This window comes from Pyrobaculum organotrophum (assembly GCF_055384425.1).
The window spans coordinates 1,029,237-1,055,926 of the sequence record NZ_AP042430.1 but is presented as its reverse complement, the minus strand read 5'-3'; the positions used below and the strand labels follow the sequence as shown (position 1 = coordinate 1,055,926).

Sequence of the window (26,690 nt, the reverse complement as noted above, 5' to 3'; positions counted from 1 at the left end):
TAAGCTGTGGATGTGTTTAAAAGGCCTGTAATAGAGTTTGCTACTAGAAACGTTGTTACAGCAAGTGAGAAGGATAAAGTGCTCAATGCTATGAAGACTATGGTTAACCTAGATATCAGACGGTTGCCTATTGTACGTGGCGATAAGTTAATAGGCATAATAACAATGCTTGATATATTAGATGCGATATATTCCTGGATTAGCGATAAAAATACCGAGGGCTCTCTGTATAGTGACATCTATATGAAGAGCGTGATAGAAATAGGGACTAGAAGTGTAATTTCTGCACGTCCTGAGACCCCATTAGGCGAGGTGATAGCACTTTTCCTCCGCCATAACTTTGGCTCTATGCCAATAGTAGATGAGACAGGGCGGTTAGTTGGCATATTTACAGAGTGGGATGTGTTAAAGGTCGCGTCACAACTAGACTTCCCACACAGAGTTCGCGATGTAATGACGAGAATAGTCTATGTGTTAACGCCTTATTCTACTGTAATGGACGTGTTAGAGGGTATTACAATCTATAAATTTAGGAGGTATCCAATAGTGGATGAAACAGGCAAAGTGATAGCGATGTTACACGCAAAAGATGTACTTAGATATTTTGCTTCTGACGAAGTTATTGAGAAAATCAAGCAGGGAGCTGTAGAAGATATAGTGAGTAACTATGCGATAAATATTGCAAAATCGCCCATATTTGTAGCTAAGCCAAACGACCCAGTTATAGACGTCGTCAAGAGAATGCTTGAGTATGATGTCGGCGGAGTCCCTGTAGTTAACGAGGAGGGCACAGCGGTTATAGGTATGGTGACTGAAAAAACCTTAATGCTCCTCTTTGAGAGCTCTGCGGAGTAGTAAAACACTCAGCGCCACGAAAAGACTCATAGAAGCGGCCGTTGCCCCGGCCATTACAGCTATAAGAAGAGACGGCGTAGAAACTGTGGCAGAGAAGTTAGATTTACACTCCACATACAAGCTTCTTGTTCTATACATCTCTAGGTGTTGGGTTGCCGTTGTAGGGGTGAGTATGTTGTTTTTATCTCTGCATACGATCTTTGCTTTTGGATCCTTTAGTACTACTATGGCGATATCTGTACCTACAGTACATGTAATGTAGAACTCTGGCCTATCTGGCCAGAGCGAGAGTAGGCATTGGGGGTTGCCATAATAAATGCCATACACAGTGTAAGACCCATTGAAGTACCAACTAACCTTCTGTGGCAAGGGTATGCTTTGTCCATCAACTACTAAAGTTCCATTTATAACGGTGGCTGTGTAGTTACCAGAAGGCCCCTTAACTAACAAAACTCCACCCCAGACTGTGAAGACCAGTATCATTATGAATAGGAGGGCCAATTTGTACATCATGGCCAGCGTATGAGTAAAATTTAATAAACGTTTTGTTTAGCGTGGTTTTTTGCTTGCTACATCCGCTAATTAAGGAGGCGTTGAAGGAAAGAGGTATTTCAGAGCCTACGGAGCCTCAAAAGTTAGCGATTCCCGAAATATTGGCTGGTAACAACGTCCTTATAATTGCTCCCACTGGCAGTGGGAAGACTGAGGCTGCGATATTGCCTATTCTATCCAGAATGTTGGAAAGTAATATAGAGAGACCTGGCATATATGTACTCTATATCACGCCGCTTCGAGCACTTAATAGAGACCTTCTGGATCGTATCAAATGGTGGGGAGAGCGCGTTGGCTTTAAAGTCGACGTGCGCCACGGAGATACAGACAAAGCCGATAGACAGAAACAGAGTAAATCGCCGCCTCATATCTTGATTACTACGCCAGAAATGCTCCAAGCAATTATGACCGGCAGACGTCTGCTTGAGTATCTAAAGGAGCTTAGGTGGGTTGTAGTTGACGAAGTCCATGAGTTAGCTGAGGATAAAAGAGGCGTACAGCTCAGCTTAGCGCTTGAGAGACTTAGGTATCACATCGGCAGAGATTTCCAAATCGTTGGTCTTTCGGCAACAGTAGGTAGCCCCGTTGAGGTGGCTAAGTTTCTCGTCGGGGGAAGCAGGCCGTTTAAAGTAGTTCTCGTAAACTTTGTAAGACAGATGAAGTTAGACGTCGTAAGACCCAAGCCGACTGAGGAAGACTATAGATTAGCTGAAGTCTCTGGGTTGTTTCCAGACGTCATAGCCCGCCTACGTTTTATAAGAAAGCTTGTTGAAGAAAACCGCAGTACGCTAGTTTTTGTAAACACCAGAAGTATGGCTGAGCTATTGGGCTTCCGTCTCTCCTATCTCTTTGGCGATTTGCCCATTGCAGTACATCATTCATCATTATCTAAAATGGTTCGCGTCTCTGTTGAAGAACGCCTTAAAAAAGGCGAGCTTAAGGCTGTTGTTGCGACTTCAAGTTTAGAACTGGGTATAGACATAGGACATATCGATTTAGTAATCCAGTATATATCTCCGCATCAGGTAACGCGCCTACTTCAACGTGTTGGGAGGAGCGGCCATAGACTTTCAGCTATGCCTAGAGGCGTGATAATTGGCGAAGATATAAACGATGTAATGGAGGCGGTGGTTATCGTAAAGAGAGCACGAAACGGGCTTATAGAACCGACTCAAATTCCCGATAAGCCATACGATGTATTAGTTAACCAAATTGTAGCCTTTCTAATACTAAAGCCTAGGTGGAGACTAGAGGAGCTATATGAAGTAATAAAAAGAGCCTATCCCTACAAAGATCTATCAATTGAGGAGTTGAGGAGAGTTGTAAGATTTATGCAAGATCTATACCCCAGGCTTGCGGTCTATTTTGAAGACAGCGACGTAGTAGCGAGACCAAGAAGCCGAGGCTTCTACCGCTATTTCTACGAGACTCTCTCTATGATTCCGGACGAGAGACAGTATGCCGTTATTAACGAGAAGACCGGCGAATTAGTAGGTACGCTTGACGAATCGTTTGTAGCTGAATATGGCACCGTCGGGGTGAAGTTTATTTTTAGAGGCAGACCTTGGCTTATAACGAAAGTAGAGGATAGAGTTATAAAAGTAATAGAGGCGCTTGATCCCACAGGCGCAATACCTAGCTGGATAGGAGAGGAGATACCGGTGCCTTTTGAAGTTGCGCAAGAAGTTGGCGTTTTGCGCGTTAAGGCCTCTCGTGGCGACTACAAATCTATAGCCGAGGAATATGGGGTAAACGAGGAGGTTGCAAAATTTATAGTTGAGGAGATTTCGAAACACAAAGGCCCCATTCCCGATGATAAAACAATAGTTATTGAACAGTTTAAAGACAACATTGTTATAATACATGCGGCCTTTGGGACGCGAGTAAATAGGACACTAGGTAAATTGCTTGGTGAGCTTCTTATTAAAACTCTAGAGAGACCCATAGGTGTCCACCAAGACCCCTATGGGATAATTATACAGTCTTCCGAGCCTCTAGCGGCGGAGTTAGTTAGAGAACATCTTAAGAAACTAGCCTCTTTAAATGCGCAAGAGATTGCCGAACTTCTAAGGTCTGCATTAGTTAAATCAGGCTCGTTTAAACGTAGAATTCTACATGTGGCTAAGAGGATGGGGGCCATTGATAAAGAAGCTGATGTATACAGTGTTAGTATGTCTAAACTAGTTGAGGCGTTTAGTGGAACTGTCGTCTTTGATGAGGCATTGAGAGAGACTTTTGAAAGAGACCTAGATTTAGAACATACGGCAGAGGTTTTACAACGCATAAAAACAGGCGAAATATCAATAGTACACTCCGTTGAGCCGACATATCTCGGCGAGGTTCTATATGAAAAGCTATCGCATAGACTTGAGATTATACCTCCTGAGAGACTTAAGAAACTTGTCCTAGATAGTACAAAGGCGAGGTTGCTCAATTATACTATGCTTGCCGTATGTTTAGATTGTGGTTGGCATGGGCTAATTAGAGTTGGCGAAGTTACAAATCTTATTTGTCCCAAGTGCGGCGGGGCGAATGTTGGAGTTGTAAGAGTGGTGAGAAGCGATAATTTAGAGCGTGAGATAAGGCGGAACATGGAGGAGGTAAGACGTACTGCAGAAGTTATAAAGAGGTATGGCTGGGTAGCTCTCTATGCCTTGGCTTCTAGACTGCCTGTAGAGACTGTGGAGAAGATATTGGCCAATATCAATGGCGTGGACATTAATAGACTCACGGAGATTCTACAAGAGGCTGAGAAAGAGTATTTAAAGCAAAGACTTCTCGAGTAGCCTAGCGGTATAAAATGGATAGAGGTCATCTCTATTAAATTGAGCTAAATCGCGTCGTATATATTCTTTTGCTTTCTCTCTGTCCATAGGTAGAAACTCCCCATGTTTATATATTGTGAGAGAAGGCACATCCCTATCCACTATGCCGTAGATATGTGAAATGGGACCTATATATTTCCCCCCGTAGACCAAAGTCCCAATAGCTGTTTTTACAAACTCTCCAAAGACTGGGCCTAGTTTTTTATATGTTTTTGACGTATACGAGGGCCTTATGGGTCCTAGAGTGTTTTTTAGATTTGAGACTGTAGTTCCTGCGCCGAGATTTACGAAAGCAGCTATGTACGTATCGCCTAGATACCCGCTATGTTGTTTACGTGTGTAAGAGTCTAATATGGCGTTTTTAGCTTCGTCACGTATCTTAACATCATAATAAAGCGTGGTGCCTGGACGTACATATGTAAACGGTAAGACGGCAGAGCTAGGCCCTATGACCGCAGGCCCCTCTACATATGTATATTCGTAAAGCTTCCCACGGAGATAGATATCTCCTCTCACTACACCCCCCACGTCTCCTTTCATAATCTCTATGCCAAGTTCTTTAAGACGGCCAATTGCCAACTTCATAACTTCAATATTATTTTCGAGAAGGTCTGCTATAGATGTAAATGGCTCAGCTGTAAGTAGTTCTCCTCTAAAGTCTAGTCTACTCTCTCCACATGCCAAGTTTCTAGATTTAAGGAGGTGGGGAATACAACCGACGTGTATTTTCGGCACGTCAAGCGGTATGCCCTTTCTGATTTCAAATCTACACCCCTCTAGAATACGTGGGAGGTCTACAGTATCTTCTACATATATCACAACTCTACCCATATCGCAAAATGCTAAAGCGGCTAATTCGACAATTCTAAAACCTCCTACTATTAAGTACGGCGCTGGGGTGAGAAGAGGCGGGTCTATGCGGCCTACGACGGCTAATTCCACAACAAACTTATTAACCTGGTATAAAAATTGCCTTGTTGAAATGATTGAGAAGATAGTCAAAAGAATTGTAGGAGTTGAAGACGCACCTGCGTGGTTAGTGAGAGAGGTGTTTAAGAAAGTTGAAGATGGCCTAGATATAGATAGTGCAGTTAACTACCTGGCGCCAAAATTAACTGAGATATACAAGTCAAATATCGCGAAATACAGACCTGGGAGGGCAAGTATAAGAAAGGCGTCTGCTTTTTTAGTAGCAGAGTTTATCGAGCGGCTGGGGTATAGCGTCGAATTTATCAATCTCTTTGGCGCATCTTTTCCAGCAGCTGTAAGAGGAGAGAGGTTGTACACACCTCTTGCGTTAATTTTAGATGAGAAGAGAAAATCGCTGTATCTAGCGGCAAAAGCTAGAAGACTTATGCAGAGCGTTATACAACTCACAATGACTAGAAATGTAGATGGCGTGTTAGTAGAGGTTGTTAGAATCGAAAAACCGCCCTATTATTACCTATATACTTCTGCTAATGTTGCTAGACTTATTGAAGAAAGCCGGCCTATTGTCGCCACGGTGAATAAAAAACTTGGAAAGTTATACTACTACTGGCGCCACTTCCGGGAAAGGGGGTATCTTGTGCTTGTAGATAAAGAAGTCGGTGGAGTTGTAGTAGATCTCCTAGCGGTTGGGTTGGGGAGATACGCGGTGGTGAGTAGAAAAAGCAAGAAGATAGGCAGACTTAGAAAAGTTCTAGACTCTATCTACTTAGTTTGAGTTTGAGCTTTTCTTCTCTCTCTAATTTTATTTATTTCTTTTTCAAGAAGTGAAAGGTGGAAATTTAACTCTTCGATGCCGAATTTCTTAGCCACCTCTCTCCCATATTTTATCAGCTCTTCTGCCTCTGCAAGTTTCTTTCTCTTGACTTTTTCTGTTGCCGTATATATGATACACTCAACAAGTTTTTCTTTAAACTCAAGAGCCTTGTAGTTATTTCCGTCTTTCTCGGCCCATGTCACTAGACGTTCCCATCTAGTGCATATAGGCATCGGCGTCTTGCTACGACGAACTTAAAAAATTTTTTATCTACTCAATAGCGGATAGTTGAGCTTTGAGTTTTATAAGTTTCATATACTCTTCTTCCATGCCAAGTTTCTTTGCAGTCTTTAGCGCATTGGCTAACTTCTCGTGAAGTCGCATTGCCACTTCGGGGTTTCTGGGGACAATTCCAGCCTTTACCTTTCTTAAGTAGTCTTCTACATCTCTAATAATTGCGACTATCTTCTCTGCGGCGATATCTAATTCTACATCGTCAATAGTCTTACTGCTATTCTTCTGTACATTTATAGTTAGCACTATGGGCTCTACTATCACCTTCTCTCTTGGTTTCTCGATGTTATACTTCCCCATTAAATATCCGGCGATTAGATATCTGACTAACTCTGACACTCCATCAAGCCCCTCTCTTTTAGCAAGTTCTTCCAATACACGTTTTACCTTTCTATGTACACGGACTGAGACAACTGCTCCCTCTTTATCGGGCGCTCTGAATAAGTCGTTATATGTTAGGTCAAACTCTCTTATGGGGATACTCATGTAGATCTAGTACCCAGGGTTATATACCTCAAACAACTAATTTCTATATCAATACTCTACGTGTGAGATTCCTAAAGCGAAGATAGCCGTTGTTCTTAAATATGGATTTTTTAAAAAGAACAGAAGCACAAGCAGGCGATGGTTGAGTCAATTCTATTCGTCCCATTCATAGTATTGGCTTTCGCAGGGCTAATGAGGGAGTACCTATTCTGGAGAAACGAGACGGCATCCCATAGACAGAGTTGTAGAAAAATCAGCGTGATTATACCTATGAGAGGCGTATATTCTTGGACCGAGGACAACTTAAGGGCTATAACTTCTCAAAAAACCGACGTAGAGATAGAGTACATATTTGTTGTAGATTCTCCAGAGGATCCAGCCTATGTACTTGCGCAAAAGTTTGGTAGAGTTATAATAAGCCAAGGAGAGGGGAAAAGCGCAGCGCTTGCGACAGGTCTAAAGGTGGCAAAAGGCGACTGTATAGTTTTTGCAGATGACGACATCAAGCCTAGAGAGAATTGGCTTGAGTCATTAACGGCCCCCCTTTCTTTATACACGGCCGTAACTACGTATAGGTGGTATGTTGGTCAAGGGCTCTGTCATAAGGTGAAACTAGCCATCAGCAACATGGGATTTCCTGCCATGATGGATAAAAGATCTAGATTTGTCTGGGGTGGCTCCACGGCTTTTAAAAGAGAGTTTGCCGAGAGAGTTAAACTCGCTGAGAGATTGCCTAAGTATATAAGTGATGATTACGCAGTGTATTCTGCCATAAAAGAAGTCGGCGGCACCATATGGTTTGCTAAATCGGCTATAGCGCCTACGCCAGACCCACAGTGTAAAATTCGGGAAGCTTTTCACTGGGGGGTGCGTCAGATACTTATGGTGAAGTGGCACGCACGCTTAGGTTGGTATATAGGACTTATGATCTACACGCTAGGCTTTTTTATATCTGTAGTATTACCTATAGTAAGCGTTTTAATCCGCAATTATTGGTTGCTGCCGGGACTTGCACTACACCCGATAAACCTTGCAAAAGATTTTATAAGAGCTAGAGGAGTGAAGAAATATACGGCTATACAAGTTAGTGTTGTTGATATCGTCGCCACTTGGGCTATAGGTAATTTTATAATTCCCACAGTGCTTTGGGTTTCTGTTTTTACAAAATGTATAAATTGGAGAGGTCGCAAGATATGCCGGTGATAGACTACTCAATTCTTTGGGCTATCTTTAAGACGTTTTTCAACCTCGTAGTAAGTGTCCTAGCTATGTTAGGCCTGGGGGAGTGGGGAGGTCGCGTAATGGCAGTGTTGCTTTTTGCAACTCTCTTTTTCCTAGCTGGCGCCTTTAAGAAGACTAGGAAAATTATTGGGCCGCTTCTTGCATTGGCGATAATGATAGTGGCTCTGTTAGGCTACATCTAAATAAACAAGTGTGGTGGTTTGCACGTGACCCGTATAGCTGTCGTAGATAGAGACGCTTGTCAACCCAGAAAATGTGGTCAAGAGTGTGTAAAATACTGCCCAGTTAATAAGTCTGGCAAAGTCGTATACATAGATGAACAATTGAAAAAAGCCGTTATTTCAGAAGCTCTTTGTATAGGTTGTGGCATATGTGTACATAAATGTCCTTTCCAAGCAATTACTATAGTAAATCTACCCGACGAGCTTGAGAAAGACTGTGTGCATAGATATGGGCCAAGTGGATTTAAGCTCTACCGCCTCCCCATCCTTAGAAGAGACAAAATCATAGGGGTGTTAGGCCGCAACGCCCTTGGCAAAACCACTATGGCTAAGATTCTCGCAGGCGAGTTTGTGCCAAATCTTTGTAACACGAGGGACAAAGTCACTCCTGAAGATGTGATTAGATATTTCAAAGGCACAGAGTTACAGACGTATTTTTCAGAGCTCTATAGTAAGAGACTTAGGACTGTTCACAAGATTCAATATATCGAGCTTATACCAGTATATCTCAAGGGTTCTGTTGAGGAGATAGTGAAGAAGGCAGGGATTAACGAACAGTTGTTAAAGAGGTTTGGCCTAGATAAACTTCTCGATAGGAAAATAGAAAATCTGTCGGGAGGCGAGTTACAGAAATTGGCTATAGCCGCTGCGCTTTCAAAAGACGCAGATGTCTATATCTTTGACGAGCCGGCGACACATCTAGACATCGTGGAGAGAATAAAAGTTGCAGATGCCATTAGAGAATATACAGCCAATAAATACGTGCTGGTCATAGAACACGACCTAACGGTTCTTGATTTCCTGGCGGACAACATAGTAATCGTCTATGGCAAACCTGGCGCCTATGGAATTGTATCCTATCCTGCCGGAGCTAGAGAAGCTATTAATGAATACCTCGCCGGCTATATATCGTCTGAAAACATGAGGATTAGAGATAGGCCTATAAAATTTGAGACAAGACCTCCCGAGAGAAAGGCAAGTAAAGCATCACGTCTTGTAGAGTGGACTGATATATTCATAGACCTAGGCAGTTTTCAGTTAGAGATTCTAGCGTCTTTTATATCAAAAGGCGAAATTGTTGGCATAATAGGCCCAAATGGTATAGGCAAAACAACTTTTTTAAAGGCTTTAGTAGGCGAGATAAAGCCGGCTAAGGGGCAGATCAGCTCAATTCCTCGTATAAGTTATAAGCCACAATATATTAGAGATATAGCCGTGAGAAATCAGGATGTTACCGTCGGCCTGTGGCTTGCCAAAGAAGTTGGAGACTATTCTAACAATCCCATATGGCCTGATTTAAACAGCGGGTTCAACTTAGTCCCTCTTTTAGAGCGTAAAATGGGCGAGCTGTCTGGAGGCGAACTCCAGAGGGTTATAGTTGCAGCATCTTTGCTAAAAAAAGCCGACTTATATGTCTTAGACGAACCAATGGCCTACCTAGATGTTGAACAACGTATAACCGTGGCTAGGACAATCAGGCGTATAATAGAGGAGAGTGAAGCCGCTATGCTTGTGGTAGAGCACGACATTGCGATGCTAGATTACATGTCTAATGCCATTATGCCCTTTGTAGGCGAGCCGGGGAGAAGGGGGTTCTCTCCAGGTCCCACGGACATGAGGACAGGAATGAATATGTTTCTAAAGTGGGCCGATGCGTCATTTAGACGGGATATTAAATCGGGTAGGCCGAGGTTAAATAAGCCTGGGTCTGCTCTCGATAGAGAGCAGAAGGAGAGGGGAGAGCTCTATTATATTTAATATGGGATACATATACGGCATTTTGCCGCCAATGCCGCCTCTAAGGCCTTTTGAAGGCATTACTCCAGTTAAGCCACATATCACATTAGTTAAGCTCAAAAGACCTGTAAAAACAGAGCTAAGGTATAGACAATTTGTCGTAAGACTCGGCCCAGTGGTTTTATTACCCAGCGTAACCAAGCCGAGGTATATAGCTCTCAAAGTGGAGCCATACGGGGAACTAGCCGCATTGCGTACGTTATTGTTGGCGTCTCTTGGCGAAGCAGTAGAGGAGAGATATACAGAATTTAAGCCACATCTCTCAGTATATGCCATACGTTTAAAGCATCCTACAAACGAGGATCTCGCCCCAGCGATTGAGGAGACATCTAAATATGTCGGCACGGCTTTCGAGGTAAAGGCTATACACCTCATAGATACAACAGGAGGCGTCTATTTATCGCTCTATACACTTCCTCTTTATGCGTAAAGAGATAGAGGCCTATCTGGGGGGTTTAGCCGTCGGCGGTTGTGTTGTAGAGTCGCCAAAGCCGTACATACTACAGTGGCTTAAGTCGCTTGGCATGTATAAAGATAGGCTAGTTTTGCCAAAAAGATTTTGTAAGTATACGCCGTCTACTCTTTTAGAACATGTGTATTTCCTTAAGGGAGCTTTTGAGACATATGGCGAATTTTTCACCGGCGACCCCTATATGGGAGATGTCATAGCTATATACAAAGTTAGGAGTAGAAAATTAATAAGGTCGTTGCGTCTATTGGGCATACATCCTCTTGAAACTACTGATGAAAAAGGCGAGAGAAATTTCATTGTTATATACCGTAGTAAAGATATAAAGCGATTTATTAAATTTGTCAAGCCTGTTATAGAAGACGTGGCTATTGCAAGATTACTAGGCTTATGTACGCAGAGCTTATAGTCGAGATTTTAAATTACGTAGGTATAGTGGCATTTGCAGTATCGGGCGCATTGAAAGCAGGCGAGAAGGATATGGATCTGCTCGGGTTTATCGTGTTGGGGTTTTCGACGGCGTTAGCTGGCGGTATAATTAGAGATGTATTGTTGGGCAGAGTTCCTCCGGCGAATCTAATGTATATTCCATATCCGGCTACTGCAATAATAGCATCGTTAGTAACATTTGTCTTATATCCTCAAGTGAGGAGGTATAGAGACGTCGTCTTATATCCAGACGCCCTGGGATTAGGCGCATTTGCGGCAATAGGCGCAGATATTACAGCTACTTACTGCTCCACCAACAGGATAGAGAGCTGTTGGCTACTTGTTATAACGCTCTCTTCAATAACAGCAGCAGGCGGGGGCGTAGTCCGCGACATACTTGCTGGGGAAGTCCCAGTGGTGTTAAGACGTGAGGTTTATGCATCTGCGGCTGCTATCGGCGGCGTATTATATCTAGTTTTGTATCCACTGGGCAGAGAAATTGCCATGTTAACCACAATTATTGCAGTAACCGCTATTAGAGTAGTTACGTTATTAAAAGGTTGGGAACTCCCCCGCGTTAGGCTGTAGGATTTTACATCTTAGCTTTAACTTCTTATGTACTACACAGAGGTCTCTCTCAGTTGGCATGCCTTCGGTATATATTCTAAAGCCTTTGAGATAGGCCTCGTACAGCGGGTGGCGTGGCTCCTCAGTTGACATAGGTATTATACACATGGTTTCTCCATCATATACCCTTTCCCCCTTATTATTTCTAGCGATGTATATCATAAGCTCATCTCCCCTTATTTCAAATAACGTACCTAGAGGACGTTGAGGGGGTCTGCCATCTCTAACAGAGATATACGACAAAACAACAAGCCCCAAATCGCATGTAGTAATGCCAAGACCAAGTTTTAAAACCCGTTGTAGAGCCAAGATGTCAAAATATTTAAAACGCGGCAGTAGAAAGAGTAACTTCTGGAGTAATTCCTTTCTATCTATCACGCCTCTTTTGACCTGAGTTATATACACATATGTAGTTTCTACAATTTCATAGGTACCAAATCGACTCCACCCCCTAATGGCGTGTTCAAATCCCTCTTCTGATTGCGATACTATAATCGCTGAGACTAGATACTTTGGCTCTTCTAACATTCTAGTATCTACAAGGGGGCCGTAGTAGTCAAAATGGTCAATCCAACCGATCACATCCATGTCATATCTTATTTGTACATTGCTAAAGATATTTAAACGGAGCGTAACGCAAATTTGTGGCCCCTCGCTTCTTTATATATCCGGGTTACAAAAGCATAGAAGACGAGCCTAAAATTAGGCAAATGATTTACAAGGGCTTGAAAGAAATTGAAACAGAGATCCGTAAGCGGATGTTAAATTCTGACAATGTAGAAGAATTAGGCCGTGCATTAAAGGCAATAAACATGATCGCCGTTAGGATAAAATCTATAGAGGGGAAGATAGAGTCTAAAAAAGAAATTGAACAAATAGATGCTATAATATTTGACAAAATGAATGCTATGCTTTCGGCGTTGGCAAACAAAGACTATGTATCCCTCCTAGCTATTGCGTCCGAACTGGAGAAGCTTGTAGCACGGCGTAGTTCACTCTTTTCATAATGGTTTGCCTAGCTCCTTTTACACCTGACGAATTTATAACATGGTATAGACACCTCGGGAGACTCAGACTCTTCTGGGCTAAACCTGTAGTAGAACTTTTCCCACTATATAGACTTACAGAGGGATGTGTAACAAAGGCAAGGTGGTTTTCCGACAAGCCGAGACTTGAAGAGGCATATATAATTGTACTTAGACATGCAAAAAAGATAGACTTCTTATCGACATTGAGAGGGATCAAGATACTAATAACGCCAAATGAAATAAGTAAAGAGCTTTATCAACTCAAGGGCGGTCTCTATATATACTCTACATCTCGACCTTGTGCTACTGGGATTTATCTAGAAAAACCGCCGGAGGGCCATCGAGAGCCCGATCCTGACCACATAGTCTTATCCTCTGGATCTGATTTACGCTATCTGTTGTATCTAAACCGGTGGAATTTTAACATAGATTATCTGTGGTTGCAATCTCTCGAAAGCCTAGACGATGCCATAGAGAGTGCAATATGCGAAGCCAGAAGACACGGGGGGAGATTTGTGACTGTGGCGACAAGCGAGGGTCATTTAGACACTATAGAATTCAACCTATATAAACCAGACCACTCTTACCATATATACAAATTAGCCTTTTAGTATATAAAGGGAACTCTACCGAATATATTAAAATATTATAAATGGACAAAAACAATGTATAGTCTCGCCCATATAGTAAAATGTCCTATATGTGGTATCGAATTTAAACCAGTTATAAAATCCGTAAAAGATGGCGAGGCGGAGGTCATATGTCCCAACGGTCATGTTTTCACAATTTTTGTAAATAACGGCGAATCGGTTTTAGACTGCGAAATTAGAGACTGGGAGAGATTTGGCCTTCTGCCGCAAGCAACTCAACAAGCAGTGTTAGAAGCCATACAGAGTGGAAGAGTTCCAACCGACCTCCAAACGCTTATGAGGAGATTAAAGGAGGCCGGAATTGTAGTCTGTACATGAAGATAGTAGAGGAGATAAACGTATTTCGTTACTATAAACCTTTTATAGAGGCAGCCGGCGGCATAGGTCAAGTTAAAAGAGCGCTGGCGTGGAGCGAGTGGTATGCAGTCAAGTGGTGGGATGAGGTATTTAACGAATTGGGTCTCCAGTCTATTAGAGAGAGCGTTTTTGCCCGCGCGCTCTTTATCTCTTTACGAATAAGGGGGTATATCAGAGAAGACGGCTACATAAGGAGGAGACCTGAGAAACCTGAATATCCGACCAACAGCTACGCGATTGAGTTTGTAGAGTTACACGAGTCGTTTGATAGAATAGGCGCTGTCAATGTGGCGTCTAATAAAGCCGATGAAAACACTATAGCCATACTCTACTCCACAATGCTTAGCCAGGGCTGGTACAAGATTTTAAGACACACCTTTCTAAAGCTTGTCGAAATTGAGAAATTCCAGACAATTTTCGAGCCAATTATAAAAGAGGGACAGGTGGCATTAGCGGTTATGGAATTTCACAAGCCTAAGATGTACATAGGTTTTGACTACAGGAGAGATAACGTTGAGTTGGCTACAGCTGTGTTGAAAGCCAAGCCTGGAGAGTGTAAAGATATATGCATATTTAACGCGCCAACTTCGTGTGACGCTGTCAAACTTGCGAAGAAGTACATAAGTGGAGTAGATGCAGTATTGATGTTACACACACTCTACTGGCTTCTTGATCCTGTCAGGGAGCTTACCTGTATACGTTCAATTATTGGCCAAGGAGGGAAACTTCTAATAGGGCAACAAGTAGTGGAATCTACGCCGGGTTTAGTGGCGTTAGTAACAGCAATGGGGGCAAAACATGTCTTTAGTTGGAAAGGTGTAGAACACATTCTAAAAGCAGCTGGTTACGGGCTTTCAAAACGCTATCTTAGATATATGCCTTATTACATCGCCATATGGGAGCCTAAGTAAAGTTTGACGAACTAGCAAAGTATATATAAACAGAGCCAAATCCTCTTTCTTTAAATAGCATAAACTTAGAGTATCTACCTACGATTTCGCGGATTTTTGCATTTGGTGGAATAGAGGAAATTATTAGATGTATTTTCTTATACTCCTTACATACCTCTTTTGGCGTTATGAGACACACAAGTTTAGGAAGTATAAACTTTGTATATATACTAAGAAGCTTTCTAACAAATTTATTATTAGGATTTCCTATAGATACCACACATTGGTATAGAGAGACTCTATTAAATTCCGCAATAGCCCGCTCTATATCTATTGATGCATGTAGAGAATAGCCTGCCAACAATAAGTCAAACCCCTTATCTCTAAACGGCATATATTCAAAAACTCCAACGACTTTCTCGTCTGCCGTCGTATTTACATAGAGCATCTCTGGTGTTGCATCAAGAGCTACGACATATCTCACTCCTCTCAAATGTCTAGCCATATTGCCCGGGCCTGCCCCCGCGTCAAGAACTTTAACAGGACTTCTCCCATCAACGGCATAGAAAAGCGAAACAGCCTCTTCTCTCCACCTATCTACGTTGCCTAGAGTGGCGATAAAATTTGCCCTCTCGTATGCTTTCCAAATCTTTTTATATGCCTCCATTAGCGCACGCCATCTATATCCAAAGTCCACGGTCTACGCTGTATAGATGTATATAAACCAGATAGTCACACCGCCCCCCAAGGCCCATAGCCACCAGTAATCTCTTCCAGATTTCAAAAGCCAAATGTCTAAGCCTGCGGTGCTATGGACAACCGCGATAATTATAGTAGCTAGTGAAACCCAACCAAGATGGAGTTTAGCACACACCGTGTACGAATCTATTAAGCCTAGAGTAGCCTTCTTAACAACCTCCGGCTTTGCTAGACATAGCCCAGAGATTGAGACCAATAGCCCAAAGAGTAGGAGAAGGACTGCGGTTATGTCAAGGATAAAAACGCTTATAGCGGCTCTCCCAGACATATAACGTGCGGAGAAGAGGTTTCTTAAAATTCATAGCAGCCAGCCCCTTAGGGCGGCTATTACTTGGCATAGTGGCGACGTTGGCTTCGTCGGTAGTAATTTATCTAGACTTGGTAAATAGAAATGTGAAAAAAGCTACCGTTAAGGGTGCCAGAGAGATTTTGCTTCCATATCCACGTCTTCATGGCGCTGTATCTGTAGAGGAGGCTTTAGCAAATAGGCGGTCGATAAGAGAGTTTAGAGATGAGCCGATTGAGCTGGAGGAGTTAAGCCAGCTTCTATGGGCAGCCTATGGCATATCAGAAACTAGATACGGACTTAGAACAGCGCCTAGCGCAGGAGCGCAATACCCGCTGGAGGTATATGCCGTCGTTGGAGAGCGTGGCGTAAAAGCCGATTATGGTTATTTAGAGGCTGGAATCTATTACTACGACGTATACAGACATTGTCTTCTTTTAAAAAAGAGAGGTGATTACAGAGAGGCTCTATATCGTGCTGCTTTAGAACAGCCGTGGGTACTCACGGCTCCCGTCTCTATAATTTTTACGGCTGTATATAGCAGAACTGTTAGAGTATATGGAGAGAGGGGGCGTGTGAGATATGTGCCAATGGATTTAGGCCATGCCGGACAAAACGTCTATCTCCAAGCGACGGCGTTAGGCCTGGGCACAGTTGCCGTCGGGGCTTTTCACGACGAGGAAGTCAGAGAAATATTGGAGCTATCTCCCGAGGAAACTCCCTTGTATATTATGCCAGTGGGAAAACCGTTAACACCCTACAGACTTACAGAAGAGGAATTAATACGATTTTACCAAAACAATAGAAAGTCATCCTATTGACGGACAGCTAGTTTTTTGATAACTCTAAAGTACGTCTCGGCTACGTTTATCACCTGTTTTACTTCGACATATTCGTCTGGCGCATGGGCTAAATTGACGGGGCCTGGACCGTAGGTGACTGTAGGTATTCCAGCTTTTATAAAGAATCTGGCGTCTAATCCGCCTATACATACGGTTCTCTTAGGTTTTTTGCCAACCACTTCCTCAACGGCAGAAGCAAGAGTCTCTACCAGTGGATGGTTTGGCTCTACCAAGGCAGTCTCTGATATGTTTGTAACTTTCACTTCCACTCTATGAGGTATCTCTTTCGCTATTTTCTCTACGAAAGCGATAAACTCGCGTTTTACCTCCTCTATGTCTTCCTCTGGTATAACTCTCCGATCTACAGAAAAGGCGAAATAACCAGGTACCACGTTGGTTTTTACAGAACCTCTCACCTCTCCGCCTATGGTAATTGTAGGCGAAGCCCCCCGCGGATCTTCATACTCGTATTTACTTACTCTTGTAGATATCGCCTTGATATACTCCTGAAGTCTATACGCAATATACGCCGCGCCCTCAAAGGCGTTTAAGCCAAGCCAAGGTGTAGAACCGTGGGCTTGCCTTCCATATACCTCCACCATAAACCATACGAGCCCTCTGTGGCCAATCCAGATGTTATCCTCGCCTGAGCCCTCTGCTATTATTACCCAAGGTGCTTTTATTTTACCAGACCTAGCTAAGTAACCGGCTCCAGTCTCACCGCCTATTTCCTCGTCAGGAACGAATGAAACCTCGAAATTTTTCACGCCAGCCGACACGGCCTTTTCCACTGCTAGCATAATTGACGTAAGACCGCCTTTCATATCTACAGCACCTCTGCCATAGAGCCGCCCGTCTTTATAAAGCGGTTCAAAAGGTTTTGTTACCTTCCAACTCTCTAGGGGACCCGGCGGCACTACATCGTAATGTCCATTAAAGTGGATCCTCGGCTCTCCCATCCTAGCTATTAAAATAAGCCGTGGGTAGTCCACACATTCGGGACATACTTTTGCAACCTCAGACTTTGGGACTTCTAAAACCTCGGTGTCTAAACCCAGAAATTTAAAATATCTCTCTGCGAAATCTACAAACTCAGCATATTTCTCGCCAGGGGGATTAACCGTGGGAATTGAGATTAGTCTCCTTAAAAGGGATACGGCCTTTTCTTCCATAGAAAAGACTAGGTGGTACTAATTAAGCTTAAGGCTTCGACTTGTGTCGAAAAGAAAAATAAAAATCACTAATTCTATATAACTATGGAAAAATACCAACTCACATTGAATAATATATGGAAGTATATAAAGGAAGTTTTTAGCGAAGTTGAAGTTTCATATCTCCCGCCTCATGGCAATAATATTAGATCCACATACGGCAGAGAATACGAAAGATCTATGCGTCTAGCTGATGGACTTAGACAAATGGGCGTGGGACCCGGAGATAGAGTAGCTACACTAGATTGGAACACAATCTGGCATTTCGACCTATATTGGGCTGTGCCCGGAATGGGCGCGGTACTCCATCCACTTAACGTAAGATTGGCGCCAGAGGATCTTGTCTATATTATAAACCATGCCAGAGACAAGGTGTTAATATATCACAGAGACTTTGCGCCACTTGTAGAAAAGCTCAAGCCGCATCTTAAGTCTGTACAATTATATATCCAGATATCCGATGGCGCCGGTCCCGTGGCAAAAGACCCAGAAATCGAGGATATAATAAAGCAAGGCCAGCCCAAGCCCTTCCCAGATCTCAATGAAGATACCGTGGCTACCATAGGCTACACCAGCGGTACGACAGGTCGGCCTAAAGGCGCTTACTTTACACACAGGGCACTGGTGTTACACACATTGACAAGCGCTGTTGCGTTTGCTGGTTTTAGAGGGTTTGCCCGCCCCGAGTGTGCAGAAGAGCCGTGTACCTTTTTACAACTAGTGCCTATGTTTCACGTACATGGTTGGGGTACTCCCTGGACGTTTGCGCTTCTTGGCTGGCGCCAAATATACCCAGGCCGTTTTGACCCAAATCACACAGTGAGGCTAATTGCAGAGGAGAAGGTCAAGACTATGGCTGGAGTGCCCACAGTTCTTTACATGTTACTGACGGCTCCAGATTTGCCCAAGTATGTAGCTAAGATCAGAGAGATCAAGCCGACCTTTGTCGTTGGCGGTGCTGCGTTGCCTAAAGAACTTGCTAAGAAGGCGGCTGAGGTTGGATTTATACCAAGAGTAGGTTACGGCTTGACGGAAACGGCGCCTATACTTACACTCGGCTTCTTTAGGCCGACGGAGAAAATGCCGCAAGACTTAGATGAGTACTATAGTTTACTTACAGCTACGGGCCTACCTATACCTCTGGTAGATCTAGCAGTTGTAGACGAAAACCTAAACCCAGTGCCTAAAGACGGCAAAACAATGGGCGAAATAGTGGTAAGATCACCATGGGTGACTCCAGAATATCTCGGCGACCCGGAAAAAACTAAAGAGGCATGGAGAGGTGGGTGGTTCCACACAGGCGATGTCGCAGTGTGGATGCCAGATGGACGTGTCAGAATTGTAGATAGGGTTAAAGATGTAATAAAATCAGGCGGCGAATGGATTTCGTCATTACAACTAGAGGACCTTATTGCGACTCATCCAGCAGTTGCTCAGGCGGCGGTTATAGGAGTTCCACATGAGAAATGGGGAGAGAGACCAGTAGCTGTAGTGGTTCCAAAGCCGGGTGCTGTGGTAACTGAGCAAGAGATCATAAAACACCTTGAAAAATTCGTAGAGACTGGTAAAATACCTAAATGGTGGTTGCCCGATAAGGTGATATTTGTACAACAGCTGCCACTGACAGGCACAGGTAAGATTGATAAAAAAGTTTTAAAAGAGCAATATAAGGACATTTTAAGACAAAGTTAAATACCCTAAAATTTTTATTTATCTAGAAAAAGACGTAGTTATGAGAGCAATTCAACTTGTTAAATTTGGAGAGCCTAGGGAGGCTCTTAAATATGTTGAATTGCAAGATCCAACGCCAGGCCCTGGGGAGGCTGTAGTAAAGATCGAAGCCGCAGGCGTTTGTGGCCGAGATCTTGTCGTGCGTAAAGGCGCTTTTCCGCATGTAAAACCGCCAGTTATACCTGGCCATGAGGGAGTTGGCAGAGTGATTGATGTAGGCGCTGGTGTTGAAAAGGACTTAGTAGGTATGAGGGTATTTCTCTCGGCTATTTATGACAGCACATGTGATTATTGCAGAAGGGGGCTAGAGAATTTATGTAGAAATGCAGAACTACTTGGCGAATCTCGTAATGGCACATATGCCGAATATGTAGTTATTCCAGCGAGATTTGTGCATCCATTCCATGGCGTAGATCCAAAAGTAGCTGTAATAGCGACATGTCCGCTTGCTACTGCTGTTTATGCGTTAAGGCAGGTGGATGTGGAAGGGAAGAGAGTATTGATAGTAGGCGCCGGCGGCACTGGGGTTTATATAGCACAACTAGCTCGTGTAAGAGGAGCTGAGGTCTATGTATCAACTAGGTCAGCCGAGAAAGCGAAAGTGTTAAAAGAGCTTGGTGTCAAAATAGCTGAAGACAGAGATAAAGACTTTGACATAGTTATAGACACAGTGGGCAGCCCCACTCTTGAAAAATCGCTTAAACTTGCCAAAAGAGCTGGAACTATAGTTGTTATTGGTAATGTCACAGGCGAGCGTGCTTCAATAAGTCCTGCATTGATTATCCTGCGGCAATTAAAGGTGTTGGGTAGTATGGCTTTCAGGCCATGGGATATTTATGAGGCACTAGATTTATTAAAGAGGGGGCTTATAAAGCCCCTTTATACAGAATATAGGCTAGAGAACGCTCCAAAAGCTCATGAAGATATGGAGAGAGGTGCAGTAGTTGGAAGAGCAGTTTTAATTCCCTGAGTTAAAGTTATGTACGTAATAGTGGCATCTCTTAACGATCCTGTATCACGCATATTTCTCGACGTAATTGCGCCTACGCCGTTGGTCAAGACTGAGGGCAATATAGAAATTAGAAAGTTTGTGGACTTCCCAGTTGTGGTGTATAGAGGAGAGCCTACTGACTTCAGCCGCGAGGATATACTGGCCTCTTTTGGAAAATATGCCATTTTTATATCTAGACATGAGATGGCAAATCCAAGGCCGTTGTTTACGGTTCACACTCCTGGCAGTTGGCCCGACGTATCTATATCAAATCCGCCACTTACATCTTCAATATTTAGAACTTTGTGTAAATTAACATACGAGCCTTACACATGCGCCTTTGAGGCGACGCACCACACTCCAAATACCTCTTATGTATCTGCCACATTTGTAGAAGTTGGAAGTACAGAAAACGAGTGGAAGGACAGGAGAGCAGTTGAGACTTTAGCCCAGGCGGTTGAAGAAGTATTAAACAGTCAGATAAAGCCAAACACGCCGGCTATGGCCATAGGCGATCTCCACTACGTGACTGTGACAGACCCAGTGTTAAAAGGCGAGTTAGACCTAGGCCATGTGATTCCTAAGTATGTAGATATCTCTCTCCAAGTAGTACAAAACGCCTACCTAAAACATACCACGCCTATAGAAAGAGCTATACTGTTCAAAAAGAATGTAAAAAACCCTGCCAGAAGCGAGATAATAGAGTTTCTCAAGTCGCGTGGTGTCGAAATTATCACAAAGGGGTAAACATCCATAGCCCCTCTCTGCGACGCCGGTCCTCCCCGAGAGGGTGCGGGGCCCGCCCGCGACAGCCGCAAGAGGGGCATTGTACCCGCCTGTTATTCAACTCCTACAATTTTGTGCCACATCTCGGGCAGACCATACTGTACAACCGTTCCTCTAAATACGGCAACCTATACCACCGCGCTAGCGCTTACAGTCTCCTCCTCAACTGCCCAAGCCCATTTAGGAAGTGCTTCTTCTCTCCGCTCCCGGTCGGCCAGGACGGGTGCGGCCGGCTACTCGTAACGTCGGCGCGGCCTATGCGACAAACTGAAATAATCCCCTTTTCCATATCTCATTTTCTCCGATTTCCTCTCTGTTCACACTTTTATCACCTGACTTTCAGCGGCTTTGAAAGTCAAGTGATCCGCTTTTGCCAACACGACTTTCTTCTTCTGAATTCTTTGGGGCATGAGTCGACTAAAGACGGCGGCCTTTACGACTCTGGGCGACGTGTTGACAACGGTGGTCGGTCTGCTGTTAGGCGCCGTCGAGCGCCGACGTACCTTGGCTCGCCATCGCAATGGCGATACTGTATGCGACCAAGTGGAGTCATAGGATAGAGAATTGGCGTCGTTAAATACGTTGCGTCGCCGTCGCTAAACTGCCGTGGCGAATAACGTGCTTGTTCTCGCCGGCGTCACAGCTGGGCCCCTACTGCCGTTGCAAGCCATGCTCTTATTAGCGATGCCTATCGTGGCGTTGACAATAGACGCCGTGAGGGGAGTAAAACAAACTAGTTTTCCCACTGGGAATGAGATACGGAAGGAGTCCGTATTCCCCTAGTTTTTCTCTCCCATGCCATATGCGTCCATGAGCCAAATATACAGAACTTTAAAGGTGAAAATACCATGGCGTCTTGTCGAGGAGAGACCAGACGTCCTAGACCTTATGATGCATGTGCATCTAGCGGTGGAGGAGTATATAAGGGGCCCGTGATTTCATGAGAAACAGATTTTTATAAAAATATTTCTAGGTTAGATGGAGTGATGGTGACCCCGATCGCTGAAAAATGAAGAATGGTATTACTGCTGATTTTTTAACCGCTTTATTTCCTCTATAAGAAGCGGAATAATTTGTTTGTAGTCTCCTACAACTGCATAATCTGCGTTCTCCATAATGGGCGCATGAGGATCTGGGTTTATTGCCACAATGGTTTTTGCTTCCAAAATACCCATTAGATGTTGAATGGCGCCGCTTATACCTACCGCGATATAAAGTCTCGGCCTAATGGTCTTTCCTGTCTGTCCTATCTGCCTTGTGTGGGGGGCCCAGCCTGCACGTACAGCCATAAGTGAGGCGCCTACAGTACCCCCCAGTAGCTTTGCCAGCTCTATGAGGAGTTTAAACCCGTCGGCGGAACCTAGGCCTCTGCCTCCCGCCACAACAACATCTGCTGACTCTACAGGAGGTAAATCTGCAACATCTTTCTCAAGTCTCTTCTCTACAGATATGAGGCGGGTCTTTCTAGTAACCTCCACTTTTTCTATGATTATCTCTCCCGTTCTGTTAGTATCACGTGGAGGCTTTGGAAAAACGCCAGGTCTAACACTGGCCATCTGCGGCCTTCTCTGGGGCGTTTTTATAGTAGCTAATTGCGTCCCGCCAAACGTGGGACGTATCTGCATTAGATCACGGGTCTTCGGGTCTATTTCAAGTGCTGTACAGTCGGCGGTTATACCTGTCGTTAAGGTGTTTGCAATATATGCCGCTAACTCTCTTCCGCGTTTTGTAGCACCTATTAAGAAGATCTCTGGCTTATACTTTTGAACGACTGTAGCTATCGCTTCTGCATATTCTTTCGGCGTGTAGATCTTCAACTCTGGGTTGTCTATTATAACCACTTTGTCGGCTCCGTGGTAAATAGCTTCACGTGCCATCTCTTCGGTTCCTGCAACTATTACTCCCCCTACTTCAGCACCGCCGAGCTTTTGTGCAAGATCTCTTGCCTTTCCTAAAAGCTCCAATCCTACGTCCTTAAGCCTATCCCCCTCTCTCTCAAGGTAAACCCAAACGCCCTTATATTCCTCCTTCTTTATTGGAGGCCAAAGTGAGCAAGGCATAGCTACAACACTCCCTCTTGTTTTAATATTTCAATTATTTTCTTCACTACCTCACGTGGCTCTCCCTGTATGACCACTTTCTTCCTAGGTGGATACGTTGCAGGCGCCATGCCAGCCACCATAGTTGGGCTACCGCGGAGACCTACGCAATCTTGCTCAAGATTAAGTTCTTTATTACTTACTATCTGGATGCGCTCCCTTGCATTAAGCTTACGACTTAGTTTTATCTCTCTAGGTACTTGGGAGCCTTTTAATATGGATATTACTGCGGGCATCTCAACTTCATATACTTCATCTACACCCTCATCTTCTAAAAAGCGTCTGACAATCAATGTCCTTCCCTTTACCTCTGCGTCATATACGTAATAGACATATGGCACCCCTAACCAGCTAGCTGTCTGAGCTCCTATATGTGCCGTAGTACTGTCTATCGTCTCTTCGCCAGTTACAACTAAGTCGTAATCAGGTATGTATTTTTCAATGGTTTTTGCTAATACATGTGCAGTGGCCCAGGTGTCAGCTCCTGCAAAAACTCTATCCGACGCCAGTATTGCCCTATCTACTCCCATACCTATTAAGCTCTCTAGAGCGGGGATCCCACTGGGCGGAGCCATAGATAGTGCTATGACCTCGCCTCCATATCTATCTCTCAGTTTTAATGCAAACTCTACTGCATCTCTATCCCATACGTTTACCGTGAGAGGAACCCCCTCTCTTACAAGCGTGCCGGTTTTAGGATCTATCTTTATGGCTGAAGAAAGTGGGACAGCTGCTTTTGTGAGTACTACAATTTTCATAGTCTCACGTAAATCTGTACCATATTCCCATTCCTGAACGTGGATAGTTCCACTCTATGTTATTGTATGGGCAAACAACACGACATGTTCCACACTCTACACAAGCCTCTGTGCTTAAGACTACATAGTCGCCTTGTTGAACATAACATTTCGCTGGACACATGTAGGTGCAAGGCTTTTTTTCACATTTTCTACACTGTTCAAGATCCTTGATCTTTATATGTGGCCTATGTATGTCTACGTCCCAGGCGTTTGCATTTAGTCTCTCCTCTATTGTAAAGTACTTTAGACTCATAGACTTTTCGCCATTCTTAGCATATTTATCATTAATTTTACTAGGTTTACCTTAGTCTTTTTCGACGCATCGCGTAGTGCCTCAAATAGTGTCCTATGGTTTTCGTCTACGTTGAAATACTTATGTGCCGTCTCTGTCGACAACAGTGTTAAATCTCTAAAAAGGGTTTCGTCGCTTAACAATCTGTCAGCCTTCCTATATTTCTCAAGCTGCGGCAGTATGAAGCTATTCCTTAGCTTCTTCTCATATATTGATAAATCCTCTGCAGAAGGACTACGTGCCTCCCGTATAGCCTCTGCCGCGAGAACGCCAGAGGCTATGGCAAAGTCCACCCCTCTGATTAATACCCCTGTGTGTAGCAAGAACCCGGCGGCATCTCCCACTATCAATAACCCATCATAATAGAGACGTGGAGGAGACATGTTGATACCCGCCACTGGTGTCATGTGTCCTCCATACTCCTGAAGAGTAGCGCCTTTAACTAAAGGCGCTATATACGGATGTAATCTAAGCCTCTCAGCTAAGTCGTACACTGGCGTTTTTAACTTTGACCAATTTCTTAGATAAACAACGACACCAAGTGCAAGAGAGTCCTTATATGTGTATATAAACCCGCCGCCAGGCAGGTATTCGGTGGGATAGCCAGCGATAGCCCACGCAAGCCCCTCATCTTCGCCTAAGCCAAGCCTTTCTTCAAGAGTTTTCTTGTTTTCAAATTTTAACACCTCCTTAACGCCGACTGCCACGACCTCTGGCTCTAGCTTTCTAACTATCCCAGCCCTCTCAAGAAGAAGCCTATTAACGCCCTCTGCGTCTATAACATAGTTTGCGTGTAGCGTATCAGAACCAGATTGAACCCCTATAAATCTGCCTTTGTCATCTTTTACAAGTCTGTCTACTGTAATCTCTGTTACTATTTTTGCTCCAGCATTTTGCGCTAATTTAGCCATCCAGGAGACGAAAGAAACAAGCGGCACAATAAAGCTTGTCTTTTCTTTTTCTACGATTGAAAACTCGAGCGTTAGTGCTTTATCATCTGTGAGAAATGTAACACGCTCTTTTCTAACCCATCTATCAACTGGCGCATCTTTACGAAACTCCGGTAGATATTTATCGAGCCAATAGGCGTATATACGGCCGCCGTAGAGCTCCTTAGCTCCCGGCTCTCTGCCCCTTTCTAATACTACTACTTTAAAACCGGCAGATGCCAATTTATAAGCCGCGGCTAATCCCGCGGGACCAGCCCCCACTATGGCTACGTCGAATTTCATGACGTGCGACTTCTACCCAATAAATATATATGTGGTTCGCCTCTGCGCGAATTTTTATTCCTAATATAAGATGAACGTTTTAAAACGGATAATGACGTAACTCTATGCGTATAGTTATAAAATACTTTTCTGTATTAAGAGATATAACGGGGAAGATACGTGAAGAGCTAGATCTAAAAAACGGTACGTCAATGTCGCAATTGATCGAATGGTTTTTTAAGACATATCCCAAGGCAGAGGTTTTTAGAGAAGAGCTTTTGATACTAGTCAACGGCCGTACTGTTGACAATAACTATATACTAAAGGATGGTGATGAAGTTGCATTTATGCCTCCGGTAAGCGGCGGCGGAAAAATCATACAGGGCTCTCTGGATTTAAACCGTGAAGTGGCGGACATCATAGGAAAAACTGCACTGCAAGGCGGTGGCGGCGTGGTGATTTTTGTAGGCTATGTCAAAGGTAAGGTAAACGGCGCTTGGGTAAACACACTAGAGTATGAGGCATATGAACCATATGCATCGTTTAAGATAGATGAGATAGAAAAATGGGCTAGAGAGCAAGAGGGTGTTCTTGATGTAAGAATCTACCACGTGGTTGGTTCGCTTAAGCCAGGGGATACCACTATATATGTTTTTGTTTCTGCTATAAACCGCGATATAGCTTTTAAAGTCGCCCGAGAAGCGCTAGAGAGAGTAAAGCATGAAGTGCCGATATTTAAACTCGAACGTAGAGACGACGGCGAATTTTGGGTTCTGGGTGATGGTAAAAGAGTGCCTAGAAGTCCTCAATCTTGAAGGGAGACTCTTCCACATCGACAAAACCTTCTATCTCTGACACATATTGGTTTTGTTTCACTTTAATTACTATGTTTATGGCGTAGCCGCTTTTAGTCACTACAGTGGTTTTTCCGTGGTCAAATTCTATGTCAATAACTTGCTCGCCGACCTCTTCTAGTTGTCTAGCAACACGGCTTAAGAGACTCCATAGGAAAGAGAGAGCAATATGGATACCTCCGGCTCTTACCTCTATGGGTTTTATTAACGCTTCTGAGAAAAAATTCCCTATCTCTCTGCCTATTTCAGAACTTGTAGATTCTATCAACATGTATACACGTAGCTTATTTAGACTCCTCACTTTTTCCTCAAGTACGTTCACCACTTAGATATGCAGCATCTGTATTTAAAATAGAGTTGTC

32 protein-coding genes and 1 pseudogene are annotated in these 26,690 nt (G+C 43.8%); 20 read left to right on the top strand and 13 right to left on the bottom strand.

From position 1 onward, the window contains the following. Nucleotides 1-6 precede the first annotated feature (6 nt). Nucleotides 7-855 carry a CBS domain-containing protein gene (locus ACZ49R_RS06365; RefSeq protein WP_464732414.1) on the top strand — a complete coding sequence of 283 codons (849 nt, stop codon included), beginning with the start codon at nt 7-9 and terminating at the stop codon, nt 853-855. Here the strand turns inward: ACZ49R_RS06365 and ACZ49R_RS06360 are convergent. Then, nucleotides 823-1,368, bottom strand: a complete 546-nt coding sequence (locus ACZ49R_RS06360; protein ID WP_464732413.1) for a hypothetical protein — start codon at nt 1,366-1,368, stop codon at nt 823-825. The genes ACZ49R_RS06365 and ACZ49R_RS06360 overlap by 33 nt on opposite strands. 41 nt (nt 1,369-1,409) lie before the next feature. On the opposite strand from ACZ49R_RS06360, the gene ACZ49R_RS06355 reads away from it, so the two are divergent. Continuing rightward, nucleotides 1,410-4,193, top strand: a complete 2,784-nt coding sequence (locus ACZ49R_RS06355) for a DEAD/DEAH box helicase (protein ID WP_464732412.1) — start codon at nt 1,410-1,412, stop codon at nt 4,191-4,193. Here ACZ49R_RS06355 and ACZ49R_RS06350 read toward each other — a convergent pair. After that, nucleotides 4,170-5,174 carry a sugar phosphate transferase gene (locus tag ACZ49R_RS06350; protein WP_464732411.1) on the bottom strand — a complete coding sequence of 335 codons (1,005 nt, stop codon included), beginning with the start codon at nt 5,172-5,174 and terminating at the stop codon, nt 4,170-4,172. The genes ACZ49R_RS06355 and ACZ49R_RS06350 overlap by 24 nt on opposite strands. A gap of 40 nt (nt 5,175-5,214) precedes the next feature. On the opposite strand from ACZ49R_RS06350, the gene ACZ49R_RS06345 reads away from it, so the two are divergent. After that, a complete protein-coding gene (locus ACZ49R_RS06345) occupies nt 5,215-5,937 on the top strand; it encodes a hypothetical protein (RefSeq protein WP_464732410.1) in 723 nt (240 codons plus the stop codon). Here ACZ49R_RS06345 and ACZ49R_RS06340 read toward each other — a convergent pair. Both ACZ49R_RS06340 and ACZ49R_RS06335 read right to left on the bottom strand, forming a co-directional pair. Continuing rightward, nucleotides 5,925-6,209 carry a hypothetical protein gene (locus ACZ49R_RS06340; RefSeq protein ID WP_011762375.1) on the bottom strand — a complete coding sequence of 95 codons (285 nt, stop codon included), beginning with the start codon at nt 6,207-6,209 and terminating at the stop codon, nt 5,925-5,927. The two genes, ACZ49R_RS06345 and ACZ49R_RS06340, sit on opposite strands and share 13 nt — an antisense overlap. A 37-nt stretch (nt 6,210-6,246) precedes the next feature. Further along, nucleotides 6,247-6,756, bottom strand: coding sequence for a ribbon-helix-helix protein, CopG family (locus tag ACZ49R_RS06335; RefSeq protein ID WP_011762376.1), 510 nt, complete (start codon nt 6,754-6,756; stop codon nt 6,247-6,249). 138 nt (nt 6,757-6,894) lie between these two features. Between ACZ49R_RS06335 and ACZ49R_RS06330 the strand changes: the two genes are divergently transcribed. From ACZ49R_RS06330 to ACZ49R_RS06305, 6 genes are read left to right on the top strand one after another with little or no spacing between them, the layout of a single operon-like run. Continuing rightward, nucleotides 6,895-7,959 carry a glycosyltransferase family 2 protein gene (locus tag ACZ49R_RS06330; RefSeq protein WP_464732409.1) on the top strand — a complete coding sequence of 355 codons (1,065 nt, stop codon included), beginning with the start codon at nt 6,895-6,897 and terminating at the stop codon, nt 7,957-7,959. Further along, nucleotides 7,950-8,180 carry a hypothetical protein gene (locus ACZ49R_RS06325; protein WP_464732408.1) on the top strand — a complete coding sequence of 77 codons (231 nt, stop codon included), beginning with the start codon at nt 7,950-7,952 and terminating at the stop codon, nt 8,178-8,180. The genes ACZ49R_RS06330 and ACZ49R_RS06325 overlap by 10 nt, the downstream gene beginning before the upstream one ends. Before the next feature lie 24 nt (nt 8,181-8,204). Next, nucleotides 8,205-9,977: a ribosome biogenesis/translation initiation ATPase RLI gene (locus ACZ49R_RS06320; RefSeq protein ID WP_464732407.1), complete on the top strand. Its 1,773-nt coding sequence runs from the start codon at nt 8,205-8,207 to the stop codon at nt 9,975-9,977. 1 nt (nt 9,978) lies between these two features. Next, nucleotides 9,979-10,446, top strand: coding sequence for a 2'-5' RNA ligase family protein (locus ACZ49R_RS06315; protein ID WP_011762380.1), 468 nt, complete (start codon nt 9,979-9,981; stop codon nt 10,444-10,446). Next, complete coding sequence (locus ACZ49R_RS06310) at nt 10,439-10,894, top strand: hypothetical protein (protein ID WP_464732406.1); 456 nt, start codon at nt 10,439-10,441, stop codon at nt 10,892-10,894. The genes ACZ49R_RS06315 and ACZ49R_RS06310 overlap by 8 nt, the downstream gene beginning before the upstream one ends. Then, entirely contained in the window at nt 10,876-11,502 is a 627-nt protein-coding gene (locus ACZ49R_RS06305; RefSeq protein WP_464732405.1) for a trimeric intracellular cation channel family protein, read from the top strand. Before ACZ49R_RS06310 ends, ACZ49R_RS06305 begins: the two co-directional genes overlap by 19 nt. Here ACZ49R_RS06305 and ACZ49R_RS06300 read toward each other — a convergent pair. Continuing rightward, the gene (locus tag ACZ49R_RS06300) at nt 11,467-12,129 is read right to left on the bottom strand and encodes a hypothetical protein (RefSeq protein ID WP_464732404.1); all 663 of its coding nucleotides are present in this window, start codon (nt 12,127-12,129) and stop codon (nt 11,467-11,469) included. The two genes, ACZ49R_RS06305 and ACZ49R_RS06300, sit on opposite strands and share 36 nt — an antisense overlap. A 56-nt stretch (nt 12,130-12,185) precedes the next feature. Here ACZ49R_RS06300 and ACZ49R_RS06295 point away from each other — a divergent pair, with 56 nt between their 5' ends. The 4 genes from ACZ49R_RS06295 to ACZ49R_RS06280 are packed head-to-tail and all read left to right on the top strand — an operon-like array spanning nt 12,186 to nt 14,487. Further along, a complete protein-coding gene (locus ACZ49R_RS06295) occupies nt 12,186-12,548 on the top strand; it encodes a hypothetical protein (RefSeq protein WP_464732403.1) in 363 nt (120 codons plus the stop codon). After that, nucleotides 12,548-13,180, top strand: coding sequence for a hypothetical protein (locus ACZ49R_RS06290; protein WP_464732402.1), 633 nt, complete (start codon nt 12,548-12,550; stop codon nt 13,178-13,180). The genes ACZ49R_RS06295 and ACZ49R_RS06290 overlap by 1 nt, the downstream gene beginning before the upstream one ends. A 54-nt stretch (nt 13,181-13,234) precedes the next feature. Beyond that, the gene (locus tag ACZ49R_RS06285; protein ID WP_464732401.1) at nt 13,235-13,537 is read left to right on the top strand and encodes a hypothetical protein; all 303 of its coding nucleotides are present in this window, start codon (nt 13,235-13,237) and stop codon (nt 13,535-13,537) included. After that, the gene (locus ACZ49R_RS06280) at nt 13,534-14,487 is read left to right on the top strand and encodes a class I SAM-dependent methyltransferase (RefSeq protein ID WP_464732400.1); all 954 of its coding nucleotides are present in this window, start codon (nt 13,534-13,536) and stop codon (nt 14,485-14,487) included. The genes ACZ49R_RS06285 and ACZ49R_RS06280 overlap by 4 nt, the downstream gene beginning before the upstream one ends. On the opposite strand, the gene ACZ49R_RS06275 is transcribed toward ACZ49R_RS06280, so the two are convergent. Both ACZ49R_RS06275 and ACZ49R_RS06270 read right to left on the bottom strand, forming a co-directional pair. Next, nucleotides 14,480-15,163: a methyltransferase domain-containing protein gene (locus ACZ49R_RS06275; protein ID WP_011762388.1), complete on the bottom strand. Its 684-nt coding sequence runs from the start codon at nt 15,161-15,163 to the stop codon at nt 14,480-14,482. The two genes, ACZ49R_RS06280 and ACZ49R_RS06275, sit on opposite strands and share 8 nt — an antisense overlap. A gap of 3 nt (nt 15,164-15,166) precedes the next feature. Beyond that, on the bottom strand, nt 15,167-15,493 hold the full coding sequence (locus ACZ49R_RS06270) for a hypothetical protein (RefSeq protein ID WP_464732399.1): 327 nt from the start codon (nt 15,491-15,493) through the stop codon (nt 15,167-15,169). Nucleotides 15,494-15,498: 5 nt separating this feature from the next. Between ACZ49R_RS06270 and ACZ49R_RS06265 the strand changes: the two genes are divergently transcribed. Then, nucleotides 15,499-16,332 carry a SagB/ThcOx family dehydrogenase gene (locus tag ACZ49R_RS06265; protein ID WP_464732398.1) on the top strand — a complete coding sequence of 278 codons (834 nt, stop codon included), beginning with the start codon at nt 15,499-15,501 and terminating at the stop codon, nt 16,330-16,332. On the opposite strand, the gene ACZ49R_RS06260 is transcribed toward ACZ49R_RS06265, so the two are convergent. Then, a complete protein-coding gene (locus tag ACZ49R_RS06260; RefSeq protein ID WP_464732397.1) occupies nt 16,326-17,525 on the bottom strand; it encodes a M20 family metallopeptidase in 1,200 nt (399 codons plus the stop codon). The two genes, ACZ49R_RS06265 and ACZ49R_RS06260, sit on opposite strands and share 7 nt — an antisense overlap. Before the next feature lie 84 nt (nt 17,526-17,609). Between ACZ49R_RS06260 and ACZ49R_RS06255 the strand changes: the two genes are divergently transcribed. The 5 genes and pseudogenes from ACZ49R_RS06255 to ACZ49R_RS06235 form a co-directional block, all read left to right on the top strand. Next, the gene (locus tag ACZ49R_RS06255; RefSeq protein ID WP_464732396.1) at nt 17,610-19,256 is read left to right on the top strand and encodes a long-chain-fatty-acid--CoA ligase; all 1,647 of its coding nucleotides are present in this window, start codon (nt 17,610-17,612) and stop codon (nt 19,254-19,256) included. A gap of 40 nt (nt 19,257-19,296) precedes the next feature. After that, the gene (locus tag ACZ49R_RS06250) at nt 19,297-20,265 is read left to right on the top strand and encodes an alcohol dehydrogenase catalytic domain-containing protein (protein ID WP_464732395.1); all 969 of its coding nucleotides are present in this window, start codon (nt 19,297-19,299) and stop codon (nt 20,263-20,265) included. Nucleotides 20,266-20,274: 9 nt separating this feature from the next. Beyond that, complete coding sequence (locus ACZ49R_RS06245) at nt 20,275-21,033, top strand: D-aminoacyl-tRNA deacylase (protein WP_464732394.1); 759 nt, start codon at nt 20,275-20,277, stop codon at nt 21,031-21,033. A 657-nt stretch (nt 21,034-21,690) separates the two neighbouring features. Then, on the top strand, nt 21,691-21,855 hold the full coding sequence (locus tag ACZ49R_RS06240; protein ID WP_464732393.1) for a hypothetical protein: 165 nt from the start codon (nt 21,691-21,693) through the stop codon (nt 21,853-21,855). A 27-nt stretch (nt 21,856-21,882) separates the two neighbouring features. After that, nucleotides 21,883-21,999 (top strand): annotated as a pseudogene (locus tag ACZ49R_RS06235) (transposase); the annotation flags it as partial. 95 nt (nt 22,000-22,094) lie between these two features. Here the strand turns inward: ACZ49R_RS06235 and ACZ49R_RS06230 are convergent. From ACZ49R_RS06230 to ACZ49R_RS06215, 4 genes are read right to left on the bottom strand one after another with little or no spacing between them, the layout of a single operon-like run. After that, the gene (locus ACZ49R_RS06230; RefSeq protein WP_011762399.1) at nt 22,095-23,132 is read right to left on the bottom strand and encodes an electron transfer flavoprotein subunit alpha/FixB family protein; all 1,038 of its coding nucleotides are present in this window, start codon (nt 23,130-23,132) and stop codon (nt 22,095-22,097) included. A 2-nt stretch (nt 23,133-23,134) separates the two neighbouring features. Beyond that, nucleotides 23,135-23,929, bottom strand: coding sequence for an electron transfer flavoprotein subunit beta/FixA family protein (locus tag ACZ49R_RS06225; protein WP_464732392.1), 795 nt, complete (start codon nt 23,927-23,929; stop codon nt 23,135-23,137). Between the two features lie 4 nt (nt 23,930-23,933). Next, on the bottom strand, nt 23,934-24,224 hold the full coding sequence (locus tag ACZ49R_RS06220) for a ferredoxin family protein (RefSeq protein WP_011762401.1): 291 nt from the start codon (nt 24,222-24,224) through the stop codon (nt 23,934-23,936). Then, nucleotides 24,221-25,495 carry an FAD-dependent oxidoreductase gene (locus ACZ49R_RS06215; protein WP_464732391.1) on the bottom strand — a complete coding sequence of 425 codons (1,275 nt, stop codon included), beginning with the start codon at nt 25,493-25,495 and terminating at the stop codon, nt 24,221-24,223. Before ACZ49R_RS06215 ends, ACZ49R_RS06220 begins: the two co-directional genes overlap by 4 nt. Nucleotides 25,496-25,599: 104 nt before the next feature. On the opposite strand from ACZ49R_RS06215, the gene ACZ49R_RS06210 reads away from it, so the two are divergent. Continuing rightward, nucleotides 25,600-26,289: a molybdenum cofactor biosynthesis protein gene (locus ACZ49R_RS06210; protein ID WP_011762403.1), complete on the top strand. Its 690-nt coding sequence runs from the start codon at nt 25,600-25,602 to the stop codon at nt 26,287-26,289. On the opposite strand, the gene ACZ49R_RS06205 is transcribed toward ACZ49R_RS06210, so the two are convergent. Then, a complete protein-coding gene (locus ACZ49R_RS06205) occupies nt 26,270-26,653 on the bottom strand; it encodes a hypothetical protein (RefSeq protein ID WP_464732390.1) in 384 nt (127 codons plus the stop codon). The genes ACZ49R_RS06210 and ACZ49R_RS06205 overlap by 20 nt on opposite strands. Between the last annotated feature and the right edge of the window lie 37 nt (nt 26,654-26,690).

Coding starts and splice junctions, on each gene's coding strand:
- ACZ49R_RS06360 (WP_464732413.1), bottom strand. CDS start 1,368: ATGATGTACAAATTGGCCCTCCTATTCATAATGATACTGGTCTTCACA.
- ACZ49R_RS06345 (WP_464732410.1), top strand. CDS start 5,215: ATGATTGAGAAGATAGTCAAAAGAATTGTAGGAGTTGAAGACGCACCT.
- ACZ49R_RS06340 (WP_011762375.1), bottom strand. CDS start 6,209: ATGCCTATATGCACTAGATGGGAACGTCTAGTGACATGGGCCGAGAAA.
- ACZ49R_RS06335 (WP_011762376.1), bottom strand. CDS start 6,756: ATGAGTATCCCCATAAGAGAGTTTGACCTAACATATAACGACTTATTC.
- ACZ49R_RS06330 (WP_464732409.1), top strand. CDS start 6,895: ATGGTTGAGTCAATTCTATTCGTCCCATTCATAGTATTGGCTTTCGCA.
- ACZ49R_RS06325 (WP_464732408.1), top strand. CDS start 7,950: ATGCCGGTGATAGACTACTCAATTCTTTGGGCTATCTTTAAGACGTTT.
- ACZ49R_RS06315 (WP_011762380.1), top strand. CDS start 9,979: ATGGGATACATATACGGCATTTTGCCGCCAATGCCGCCTCTAAGGCCT.
- ACZ49R_RS06310 (WP_464732406.1), top strand. CDS start 10,439: ATGCGTAAAGAGATAGAGGCCTATCTGGGGGGTTTAGCCGTCGGCGGT.
- ACZ49R_RS06305 (WP_464732405.1), top strand. CDS start 10,876: ATGTACGCAGAGCTTATAGTCGAGATTTTAAATTACGTAGGTATAGTG.
- ACZ49R_RS06300 (WP_464732404.1), bottom strand. CDS start 12,129: ATGGATGTGATCGGTTGGATTGACCATTTTGACTACTACGGCCCCCTT.
- ACZ49R_RS06290 (WP_464732402.1), top strand. CDS start 12,548: ATGGTTTGCCTAGCTCCTTTTACACCTGACGAATTTATAACATGGTAT.
- ACZ49R_RS06285 (WP_464732401.1), top strand. CDS start 13,235: ATGTATAGTCTCGCCCATATAGTAAAATGTCCTATATGTGGTATCGAA.
- ACZ49R_RS06280 (WP_464732400.1), top strand. CDS start 13,534: ATGAAGATAGTAGAGGAGATAAACGTATTTCGTTACTATAAACCTTTT.
- ACZ49R_RS06270 (WP_464732399.1), bottom strand. CDS start 15,493: ATGTCTGGGAGAGCCGCTATAAGCGTTTTTATCCTTGACATAACCGCA.
- ACZ49R_RS06260 (WP_464732397.1), bottom strand. CDS start 17,525: ATGGAAGAAAAGGCCGTATCCCTTTTAAGGAGACTAATCTCAATTCCC.
- ACZ49R_RS06255 (WP_464732396.1), top strand. CDS start 17,610: ATGGAAAAATACCAACTCACATTGAATAATATATGGAAGTATATAAAG.
- ACZ49R_RS06250 (WP_464732395.1), top strand. CDS start 19,297: ATGAGAGCAATTCAACTTGTTAAATTTGGAGAGCCTAGGGAGGCTCTT.
- ACZ49R_RS06245 (WP_464732394.1), top strand. CDS start 20,275: ATGTACGTAATAGTGGCATCTCTTAACGATCCTGTATCACGCATATTT.
- ACZ49R_RS06230 (WP_011762399.1), bottom strand. CDS start 23,132: ATGCCTTGCTCACTTTGGCCTCCAATAAAGAAGGAGGAATATAAGGGC.
- ACZ49R_RS06225 (WP_464732392.1), bottom strand. CDS start 23,929: ATGAAAATTGTAGTACTCACAAAAGCAGCTGTCCCACTTTCTTCAGCC.
- ACZ49R_RS06220 (WP_011762401.1), bottom strand. CDS start 24,224: ATGAGTCTAAAGTACTTTACAATAGAGGAGAGACTAAATGCAAACGCC.
- ACZ49R_RS06215 (WP_464732391.1), bottom strand. CDS start 25,495: ATGAAATTCGACGTAGCCATAGTGGGGGCTGGTCCCGCGGGATTAGCC.
- ACZ49R_RS06210 (WP_011762403.1), top strand. CDS start 25,600: ATGCGTATAGTTATAAAATACTTTTCTGTATTAAGAGATATAACGGGG.